The sequence below is a fragment of the Microcystis sp. LE19-41.2A genome, from assembly GCF_027530405.1.
GTDB lineage: Bacteria > Cyanobacteriota > Cyanobacteriia > Cyanobacteriales > Microcystaceae > Microcystis > Microcystis aeruginosa.
The window spans coordinates 1-8,142 of the sequence record NZ_JAPZQJ010000650.1; the positions used below are offsets into that span (position 1 = coordinate 1).

The following is an 8,142-nucleotide window of genomic DNA, read 5'->3' on the forward strand; positions in this document are numbered from 1 at the left end:
ATTCCCCCATCTCCCCATTCCCCCATCTCCCCATCTCCCCATCTCCCCATCTCCCCATTCCCCTAATCCCTGCTGCCCAAATGATTTTCTAGCCATTGAATTACCTGTTGAGCTAAACTAACATTGTTTAATCGATCGATCTCGCGAATGCCGGTGGGACTGGTGACATTAACTTCGGTGAGGTAGCCACCAATCACATCTAATCCGACAAAATATAGGCCATCTTCTCGTAATTTTGGGGCTAAAGTGGCACAGATTTCTAATTCTCGATCGCTGATTTCTGTTTTTGCTACTCGTCCACCCACGGCCATATTACCGCGAAATTCTGAACCGGTGGGAATGCGATTAACTGCCCCGATGGGTTCACCATTGAGGACAATAATGCGTTTATCTCCTTCTTGGGCAGCTGGTAAATAATCTTGAATCATTACCGGTTCTTGTCCCCATTTTGTGCTAATTTCAATCATTGAATTGAGATTGCGATCTTCGGGACTAAGAAATAAAATTCCCTCCCCTGCTTTGCCCCCCAAAGGTTTCATAACTGCCGCCCCTTTTTGGTTGACAAATTCCCTAATTGTCGCTTTATCTTGGGAAACAATTGTGGCGGGCATTACCTGAGCAAAGTGAATAGTATATAACTTTTCGTTGGCATGGCGTAAACCCCTAGTTGAGTTAATTACTTGGGTTTTTTGGGGGTCGATCAGGTCTAATAAATAGGTGGCATAGAGATAGGCAATCGTCACGGGTGGGTCTTTTCGCATCCAGACAAAATCGAAGTTTTCTAGGCAGGTAAAAACTGTCTCTTGTCTTTGATACCATTGAGATACAGCCACCCAATGATTATCTTTTAACTCCACGGGAACCAGTTCAATTTTAGTTAGTTTTGCCCAAGCTTTTCCCGCAATCGCACTGAGATCCGTGATGGAAGTCATCCAGACTTCATGGCCTAATAATTGGGACGCTTCCATGATAGCTACACTGGTATCATGGCCCGGATCTAAATACTCGATCGGATCGATAATAAAGGCTAGTTTCATTAATAGTTTTTATCCTTAATTCTGCAACAGGGGAGCTAAACCACCACTTCTATCTAAAGCATAGATGTCATCGCAGCCCCCGATGTGTTGATCGTTTATAAAAATTTGTGGTACACTTGTACGACCATTGGCTCGATCGGACATTTTGGCTCGCGCTCTTTCATCACCATCGATACAATATTCGGTAAACTCCACCCCTTTTTTCTTGAGTAATGCTTTAGCGCGGATACAGAAAGGACAGGAACTCCAAGTATAGATCTCAACATTAGCGGCCATAAAATTTATCTCCCTTCTTTACATATCTTAAATTTTAGCCGATAACCGAGCAGTGATCTTCCTTCAGGTCAGAAAACGCCAATTAGGGCGATTCCACTGATATATTGCTTGTATTTCCCATTCTTCACCGTTTTGAAAGCGAATACGGCAACTAACAGGGGGGGAATCATCCTCACTTTCATTTACGGCGTTGTCAGATCAGAATAGGTAAAGATGCAATGCAATCCTTGCTATCAAAGTAATTTCAGTTCCGGTGCTGATTCGGAGCATCTTTCAATTTGACAACGCCTATTGTAGGGCTAATTCATGAATTAGCCCTACACCTATTACCTCACAGGTAAACCCGTCGCAACTATCGAGAGCGTCTGTGGGAATCCATTCCCATGAGAGTCCTAAAAAAGCTGATTTCAAAGGGTGACGATCCACGATAATCTAAGTATTGGGGAAATCATACCGTAAAATCACTCATCTATGACACCACGCTCGCTCACCGTTTTGCTCCTTTCTGTTCTTTTCTGGCTGTCTAGCTTGCTTATCATCCCTACTGCTCAAGCTTTGACCCCAATTCAACTATTAGATGTATCTTACAAAGACTGTCCCCCCGAATTAGCCGAGGGGAGTGTCACCAGTGGGGGAACCAGTTTTCCGGCTAATTGTTTTTTAATCACCGGCAAAGCTAAAAATAATTCCGGAAAAACCGTCTATGATGCCGATGTTTTTGGTCGGATTTACGATGCTAACGGGGAACCGGCTTTACAAAATCGTAGCCGAGTCGGGGCAATTCCAGAAGTGCCGCCAGGGATTAGTGATTTCGAGATCAGAATTTCTGTTTCTACCAATCAACCAACCCCCTTGCGACTGGAAAAATTCAAAGCTTCCGGTTTTACCAGCAGTGTGGATCCGCGGATTTAGAAACTGCTACTGACCAGACTGCTGGCCCCTGTGGCTACGACACTCTGAACAACGTTGAGCAGCAGGAACGCGAGGATCGGGGACAAGTCCATCCCGCCTAGGGGTGGGATAATCGAGCGAAAGAGGTTTAAATAGGGATCGGTAATCGGACTGAGAAAAGACATAATCTGATAGGCCCAACCAGCATTTTGGAACCAAGTCAGTAAAACCCTAACAATTAGGATTACCGAGTAAATTTGCAGGAAATTGTTGATTATCGTCAAAATAAACCCTATATCGCTCATAAATAAATCTTTCCTCAAGAGGGCGTGATGGTTAGTTTAGCTTTGATCTTACCAAAAAAATAGTCTTTAGTTACTCTCGCCGCCCTGTCTTACTGGTTTTAACCAGCTATCGGCATTCCTCCCAGTTGACGGACACTGGGGAAGAAAACTGAATACAGCAGTTATCTTAATGATGAGATAGGAAGTTTTCCTTTTGGGGAGACTCGGATTGTTCAAGTAGGGTTTGCGGCAAAAAGTTTTTCGTGGGGGTAGGGTGTGGGGTGTGGGGTGTGGGGTGTGGGGTTTTACCCATTTTCAGGGAAAAAGTCCAGGAATTTTCCCCCCAATCACTCCAATGGTCGGCAGTTTTTGAGGGAAAAAAAGTCTAAAAACCTTATCCAACAAGGTTGTTAGATTTATTCAGCAAACCCCAAGTAGTTTTTCCATAGCTAACTGACGGTCCGGATGGGAGGACAGATAAAAACGATTGCATGGTATGATAGGGGTTTTGGAACTATTGTTTTAGGTCAAGATCATGGCGAAACGAATGCAGGTTATCCTCAATCAAAAAGTCAGCAAATTAGGTGAAAATGGCGATGTGGTGGAAGTGGCCCCCGGTTATGCGCGCAATTACCTTATCCCCCAAGGTGTGGCCGTTTTAGCCACCAAGGGCGCGATTAAACAGGCAGAATTTAGGAAAGAAAAAGAGCGTCAACGTCTCCTCGCTGAAAAACAAGAAGCGGAAACCAGAAAAACTGCGATCGAAAAACTCAGTCCCTACAGCATCCCTAAACAGGTGGGTGAAAACGAGGCAATTTTCGGTACTGTCACCAGTCAAGATGTGGCTACGGTTATTCTAGAAAATGCTAAATTAGAAATCGATCGCCGTGGTATTACCGTCCCCGATATCGGTCAATTGGGAGTCTATAAAGTACAAGTCAAACTCCATCCCGAAGTTAATGCCGATATCGAAATTAAAGTAATTGCACAATAACAATTATCGGGGCATAGTTATCAGTAATCAGTGAAAATTTATCAGAGCGATTAACTAGCTAATGGCTGCTAGCTAATAACCATTAAAATATCAAAAATTATGACTCATCCCACGGATATAAAAACCCTAGCGCGCTGGATGGCGGCGGATTTTAGTAATCAAGAACAAGCTTTTGCTAATCCGCCTTTTTTTGCCCATATTCGCGTGTGTATGCGTCCTTTACCCGATGAATTACTGAATGGAACCAGCTTATTTTTAGAGCAGGCCTACGATTTTATGCTCAATACTCCCTATCGTTTGCGAGTATTTAAATTATCGGTAGTCGATGATCATATTGAACTAGAAAACTTTAAAGTTAAAGAGGAAGCTAACTTTTTTGGTGCTTCTAGAGAACCCCAACGTCTCAAAAATCTCAGCTTAGACTTATTAGAACCGATGCTGGGTTGTGATATGAATGTCACTTGGACAGGTAACAGTTTTAAAGGGGTGGTAAAACCGGGTAAACAATGTTTAGTCTTTCGCAAAGATAGAATGACTTATTTAGATAATAGTTTTGAAATTAGTGAACGGGGATTAATTAGCGTTGATCGCGGTTTAGATCCCGAAACCGATCAATTAGTCTGGGGTTCGATCGCCGGTCCCTTTGAGTTTGTGCGTCGCACCAGTTTTGCTGAGGAAGTGTGAGAAAAATTATCGGTTTTTAGCTATGAAAATCGCCACATGGAATGTCAACTCGATTCGCAGCCGACAAGAGCAGGTAATTAACTGGTTACAACTCAATCCCGTTGAGGTTTTGTGCTTGCAAGAAACTAAGGTAATCGATCGAGATTTTCCCAGAGAAGCTTTTGAATCTTTGGGTTATCATCTCTATATTTCTGGACAAAAATCCTATAATGGTGTGGCGATTTTTAGCCAGAAACCCATGGACGATATCACTGTGGGATTTAGTCCAATTATCGGCGAAAATTTAACAGGAGAACTAGACGAACAAAAACGGCTAATTACTGGAGTAATCGGCGATATTCGGATTATTAATCTCTACGTTCCTAATGGTTCTTCCCTAGATAGTGACAAGTATATTTATAAGCTTAAATGGTTAGAAACTCTCAGGAAATATCTAGATAAAATTATTAATTCTCAACCTGAAGAATTATGTATCTGCGGGGATTTTAATATTGCCTTAGAAGATAAAGATATTTATGATCCCAAGGGCAAAGAAAATCATATTATGTCTTCAGCTAAAGAAAGAGAAGCTTTAGAAAAGGTCTTAGAAATTGGCTTACAAGATGCCTTTAGAAAATTCACCTCGGCAGCGGGACATTATAGTTGGTGGGATTATCGCAGCGGTGGTTTTGCTCGTAACCGAGGTTGGCGAATCGATCATCTTTATTTAACTCCTCAGCTATACGAAAAAGCCGTTAATTGCCTGATCGATCGAGAACCCAGAAAACAAGAAAAACCTAGCGATCATACCCCTGTTATTCTGGAAATATAAGGCAAAAATAGCTAAAGGATCAACCTAGACTTTGCACAGTCAGAATTTTGCTCTCTTAGCTTCCCTAACTAGGGACTTTCACCTTGAGGATTTATTCGGTAACGAGAAAATGCTATGATTCGGGTTGAATTTACCAAGTTTATTAAATTATGCGTTCTCCCCAATTAATTGTTCTATTGCTCGGTTTATCCCTTCTCCCCGGCATCTCCCCCGCTTGTGTCCATGCTAATCCCTCGATAGTGCCAGTGAAACAATCGAGTAATCGCGATGGGGGACAAACAATCAAGGAAGCGGAAATTAAAGCAATGATTCAAGACATTGAAACCGCTATTAAAGATAAAAATATCGCCCTAATCCTCAAACACTATGCCCCGTTTATTTCCTCGCAATTGACCATTAAAACCGATGCTAGTACCGAAATTTTTGAGTTAAATGGCATCACGGAACATAAAATATTTTTAGAGGAATCCTACAAAAATATTAAAAGTATAGAGGTTCTTTCTGAGAATTGGGACGTGGATATTCTTGCTAATGACGAGATGGCGATGATCACTCGCGAGCGGGTAGTCAATATTACCAACACCGAGGGTGATAACTATATAGTGGCATCGGCAGCGGTGGCTAAAGTCGCTCCCATCGACGGTAAATTGAGGATATTTTCCATTCAAGAAACCGCCGAAGTGGGACGCAGACCAAAACAATAATTAGTTTCTCCGGTTGGGACTGGCCCAACCCGACTCCCGCCGTCTTCTTCCCTCGATAAAACCGTCATCATAGTCTCTAGAATTGCGCGGATTATCATAGCGGGCAAAGTTAAAACCGTCCTCTAGTCCGCGCTGAAATTCTTGCTCTGGTGGCACAAATCGATAACGTTGTCTATTATCCTGTACCGCCCGGTTGATTAACAAAGCCCCCGCTCCAATACCCACGGCCTCACCAAAGGTTAAAGACTTAGCATAATCGATGTTAATTGTCAAGAAAGTTGTTGTTAAAATTAAGGCTTTTCCCCAATGTTGACCCATAAAATCCTCCTTCAAAAAATCAAGTTGACAACAAAACCGGTACAGATACAAAGTTGCTCATAAAATCGACCACCGACTCCCCAAAACGAAAACCTTGTACCTCACCATTACGATAAATGCTATGAGCTAGATTTAGAAGAATGGGAGTGAAAGCGAATCCCCAAGAAGACATCGTAGAGGAAACTCCAGAAATTCTTACCTTGCAGTAAACCTAAAGACTGTTCACAATCTTTCGCATCTAAAAGCGGTTTAGTGGCATAGTATGCCGGTTGGTATTTGTACCAGGGAATCGACGGCCAGAGATGATGCACGAGATGATAATTCTGCCCTAAAATCAGCAGATTTAAGAGGGGACTGGGGTAAACTCGGGCATTTTTCCAACGATTGCGCTCTTGGAAAGGACGATGGGGGAGATAATCGAAAAATAAACCGAGGGCAATTCCCACCACTAAAGCGGGAACAAACCAAAAATTCATCACATAGCTGATAAAACCGTATTGACAGGCGACGATGACTATGGTAGCAACAAAAAGACGACTGAGGAACCATTCCAGCAGTTCGTATTTCCGCCAGAGTTGCCGCTTAAAAAAGAAAATCTCGTGATAAAAAAATCTGGCCGCAATCATCCACAAAGGGCCACCGGTGGAGACAAAATGATCTGGATCATTTTCGGGATCGTTAACGTGAGCGTGGTGCTGTAAATGGACTCTAGTGAAGACCGGAAAGGCAAAACCGAGCATTAAAGCACTACCATGACCTAAAATAGCATTAAATAGCCGATTGCTATGGGCAGAATTATGAGAGGCATCGTGGATAACTGTCCCCGATAAATGTAAAGCGAGGACATTAGCACTAAAACAAATCCAGTCAGGCCAGGACCATAGCCAATAGCCACAGGTAGATAGGGTTATTAGGCTCAAGGCACTAAAAAACATGGTAACGTTTGGGTTGAAGCCCCCCGGTGCTTTTAAATACTCTTTGGGGACTGTCAGCAACATCTCGGCCGACTGCATTATGGGTGTTGCTCCTTATTGTGTTCGCTTTACTGGCGTAAATTATCATACTACGGCTTTTTCATAAAGTTTTGTAACATTATCTTAATTAATCTAAAGTTATGAAGAAAGTAAGGATTTGTTATATGGTCTTCCCCCCCAGTCCCCGAGGGAAAGCGAGGCTACAAGAGAAAATCACGGGCGCTTAACGCCAGTTTCGCACTTAAACGATTAAAAAATTCGGCTAGAGACTCGGCTTGAGAGGGAGCGATCGCTTGTTTCCCCCCTATCACCGATTCTACTCTATCCCGATCGCCGAAAATATCGACAAGACACTCCCTATCGATATCGAATTCATCAAGTAAAGATTCTAACGTAGCGGTAGGATTTGTTCGGGCGATCGGATAATGTTTCCGCTCGTATTCTTCCACCAATAACACCAATAAATCAAATAATAGTCCTTCGTCATTGCTTAACTCCCGTGACATCATCCCTTCAATTATGCTTAAAAATCGCTCGTATTCTTGGGAGTTATTAATCGGTTTCGGTTGATACTGCAAGAGTAAATCACCATAGGTTAATGGATTAGAAGTAGGGATCATTTTTCCAGTTCTCCTTATTGTATTCAGCGTGACTTAGAATATATTTAACGAAAATGGTTTGACGAGAATAATTGATGTCAGCGATTAAACGGTATTTGTTTCCCTTGATATTAAAAACTGTAAAATTTCCCACCGCCTCCGCTTTCGGGTAGCGACCTTGAACCTCTACTAAATTTTTCCAGTTAGCCTTACTAGCGAAGTTATACCAATCCCTAAGAGCGTCTTCCGCGTCCGAGTGGCGTTCCCAAAACTCTCGTAATTTGACTTTACTGATCACGCGCATCGATCGCTAGTTTTATTGTTGTTTTTAACTTAGATAAGTAGCTGGTTATAATTAAATTAAAAATGGATTTTAGGTTCGATCCCCCCTGCCCCCCTTGATAAGGGGGGTGCCGATCCCCCCTTAGTCCCTAGGGCTGTTTCATTCTCCCATCAGAATATCAAAAGTAAAAGCGATCACTGTCAGGTAAAATGAGAAGTGAACGCGAACTTTTGAAAGATATGTTGAGCTTAATAGAAAAACTAAAACAAGTCAAGGACTTTCGGAAA

13 protein-coding genes are annotated in these 8,142 nt (G+C 42.5%); 5 read left to right on the forward strand and 8 right to left on the reverse strand.

Translation table 11 applies throughout. The features are described from left to right. Positions 1-62: 62 nt before the first annotated feature. Positions 63-1,037, reverse strand: coding sequence for a glutathione synthase (gshB, locus tag O9290_RS26895; protein WP_079206826.1), 975 nt, complete (start codon positions 1,035-1,037; stop codon positions 63-65). Positions 1,038-1,052: 15 nt separating this feature from the next. Further along, the gene (grxC, locus tag O9290_RS26900; protein WP_002803525.1) at positions 1,053-1,313 is read right to left on the reverse strand and encodes a glutaredoxin 3; all 261 of its coding nucleotides are present in this window, start codon (positions 1,311-1,313) and stop codon (positions 1,053-1,055) included. A 471-nt stretch (positions 1,314-1,784) separates the two neighbouring features. Between grxC and O9290_RS26905 the strand changes: the two genes are divergently transcribed. Then, entirely contained in the window at positions 1,785-2,225 is a 441-nt protein-coding gene (locus tag O9290_RS26905) for a hypothetical protein (RefSeq protein WP_002753281.1), read from the forward strand. Here O9290_RS26905 and O9290_RS26910 read toward each other — a convergent pair. Both O9290_RS26910 and O9290_RS26915 read right to left on the reverse strand, forming a co-directional pair. After that, a complete protein-coding gene (locus O9290_RS26910) occupies positions 2,222-2,509 on the reverse strand; it encodes a YggT family protein (RefSeq protein WP_002763635.1) in 288 nt (95 codons plus the stop codon). The genes O9290_RS26905 and O9290_RS26910 overlap by 4 nt on opposite strands. A 166-nt stretch (positions 2,510-2,675) precedes the next feature. Continuing rightward, positions 2,676-2,801 carry a hypothetical protein gene (locus O9290_RS26915; protein ID WP_287970302.1) on the reverse strand — a complete coding sequence of 42 codons (126 nt, stop codon included), beginning with the start codon at positions 2,799-2,801 and terminating at the stop codon, positions 2,676-2,678. Between the two features lie 222 nt (positions 2,802-3,023). Between O9290_RS26915 and rplI the strand changes: the two genes are divergently transcribed. The 4 genes from rplI to O9290_RS26935 all read left to right on the forward strand — a co-directional run bounded on the left by rplI (position 3,024) and on the right by O9290_RS26935 (position 5,681). Next, positions 3,024-3,482 carry a 50S ribosomal protein L9 gene (gene rplI, locus O9290_RS26920; RefSeq protein WP_002763634.1) on the forward strand — a complete coding sequence of 153 codons (459 nt, stop codon included), beginning with the start codon at positions 3,024-3,026 and terminating at the stop codon, positions 3,480-3,482. Positions 3,483-3,581: 99 nt separating this feature from the next. Further along, on the forward strand, positions 3,582-4,166 hold the full coding sequence (locus O9290_RS26925) for a chromophore lyase CpcT/CpeT (protein WP_288024389.1): 585 nt from the start codon (positions 3,582-3,584) through the stop codon (positions 4,164-4,166). Between the two features lie 22 nt (positions 4,167-4,188). Next, positions 4,189-4,977 carry an exodeoxyribonuclease III gene (xth, locus tag O9290_RS26930; RefSeq protein WP_002763631.1) on the forward strand — a complete coding sequence of 263 codons (789 nt, stop codon included), beginning with the start codon at positions 4,189-4,191 and terminating at the stop codon, positions 4,975-4,977. 149 nt (positions 4,978-5,126) lie between these two features. Then, the gene (locus O9290_RS26935) at positions 5,127-5,681 is read left to right on the forward strand and encodes a hypothetical protein (RefSeq protein ID WP_288057388.1); all 555 of its coding nucleotides are present in this window, start codon (positions 5,127-5,129) and stop codon (positions 5,679-5,681) included. Here O9290_RS26935 and O9290_RS26940 read toward each other — a convergent pair whose 3' ends face one another. The 4 genes from O9290_RS26940 to O9290_RS26955 all read right to left on the reverse strand — a co-directional run bounded on the left by O9290_RS26940 (position 5,682) and on the right by O9290_RS26955 (position 7,876). Beyond that, entirely contained in the window at positions 5,682-5,999 is a 318-nt protein-coding gene (locus O9290_RS26940; RefSeq protein ID WP_287733496.1) for a hypothetical protein, read from the reverse strand. Positions 6,000-6,118: 119 nt separating this feature from the next. Then, positions 6,119-7,012 (reverse strand): beta-carotene hydroxylase, encoded by an 894-nt coding sequence (crtR, locus tag O9290_RS26945; RefSeq protein ID WP_002763623.1) that lies wholly within the window; start codon positions 7,010-7,012, stop codon positions 6,119-6,121. Positions 7,013-7,173: 161 nt separating this feature from the next. Next, positions 7,174-7,593 carry a helix-turn-helix domain-containing protein gene (locus O9290_RS26950; protein ID WP_004163265.1) on the reverse strand — a complete coding sequence of 140 codons (420 nt, stop codon included), beginning with the start codon at positions 7,591-7,593 and terminating at the stop codon, positions 7,174-7,176. Then, entirely contained in the window at positions 7,577-7,876 is a 300-nt protein-coding gene (locus O9290_RS26955) for a type II toxin-antitoxin system HigB family toxin (protein WP_002766833.1), read from the reverse strand. The genes O9290_RS26950 and O9290_RS26955 overlap by 17 nt, the downstream gene beginning before the upstream one ends. Positions 7,877-8,142 lie beyond the last annotated feature (266 nt).